At 44.0% G+C, this 1386-nt stretch carries 1 protein-coding gene; it reads right to left on the reverse strand.

From position 1 onward, the window contains the following. Positions 1 to 13: 13 nt before the first annotated feature. Positions 14 to 1279: an IS4 family transposase gene (locus SLS51_RS22965; protein WP_323840803.1), complete on the reverse strand. Its 1266-nt coding sequence runs from the start codon at positions 1277 to 1279 to the stop codon at positions 14 to 16. Positions 1280 to 1386: the final 107 nt, after the last annotated feature.

A 1386-nucleotide genomic window follows, 5' to 3' on the forward strand; every position in this document is an offset into this window, starting at 1 on the left:
CATATACAGGATCTTAAGAATTAAGTCGTTCAAAACACGCATCCAATGTTTTGTTTTTAGACGACTTTCTTTGCGGTGTTTTGAATGCATTCTGGGATAAATAGGCTTTGGCTTTTTCCAGCCAAAAACACGTTTCCGACCATGCCCTTTGGAGGAGATTTTCTATTATGGGTTTTAACCAGATCTCCGTATTTTGGGCCGCTTTAAGCAGTGAAACCGCTGGGAATAATCGCCTTGCCAGCGAGCGTCTGAGCAACAACGCTAATAAGCTCAGCCAGATAAGCCCCGTGACCAACGTTTCTTTTCGTGTCGTAAACCGGTGCCAGTTCGTGTGTGATTTGAGTTCTTTAAACAACAGTTCTATTTGCCAGCGGCAACGATAAATATCCATGATGTCATTGGCTGTAAATTCCTCGACTGATAAGTTAGTCAGCCAGAGACAGAAACGTTTTTCTTCAGCAAACCAACGGCGGATCAGGCGAAACTCATAGCCATTACGCCGACAAATCAGATCCAACACCTCAGAACGATTCGTTCTGCGTGTCACGGATTTCAGGGGCTTATCGGACAGCTTCGATAAGATTTTTCCCTGACCATTGCGTGCCCTGATTATTTGGGGATTAAGCGATTTACCGCCCCGGACAATAAACGAACCGCCTGAGCGTGAGAGTTGTTCAAAATACTCAAAATCGACATAACCGGCATCCGCTAATAATAATTGGTCATGCAATGTTGCCGGAATAGGCAGGTGAGTCCGCTCAGAGGCGGTATCTGCAGTAACAGCCATTTTCACGGGAGACTGGGTTAATAATGACAAGGTCATGTGACATTCCACTGCCGCTGCGGTTGCCTGAAATCGACAAGGAAAAACATCAGCCAGTGCCGAATGGACTTTAAATGAACTGCCATCCTGTAAAATAACATTTTGAAATTTGGCGAGTTTTTTGGGCAGGACGAGGTGCTTTTCAGCCCATTGTGCCATGGCAAACCTGACCAATATTTTGACAAATTCAACAAAAGCCGCTTTCCGTAGCTGATTATAAAAAGGACGGTAGCTAACGTGTTGTTTTTCATCGGGGCACAGGCCATTAAATTTTTGGTGTAGCTGAGCTATAGACGTCACTTTCCCCGAACTGAGCGCTGTGATAAGACTGAGAATAAGCGTATGAGGCTCGATATTTCTCACGCGCTGAATAAACCCGCAGCGAAGCGCCATTTTTTGCAAAGAAACGTCACTGAAGAATTGCATTAATTGGTGTTTTATAGCGATAATCGTCACAGGCTTCATCCGTGGTTTTGGTATTAGTTTGGCGACGATTATCAGATCATAAATGAAGCCTTTTTTCTATCTAAAATATACAGTTACTGCTTAAGAGCCTGTATATG

This window comes from Photorhabdus africana (genome assembly GCF_035181445.1).
GTDB classification, from domain to species: domain Bacteria; phylum Pseudomonadota; class Gammaproteobacteria; order Enterobacterales; family Enterobacteriaceae; genus Photorhabdus; species Photorhabdus laumondii.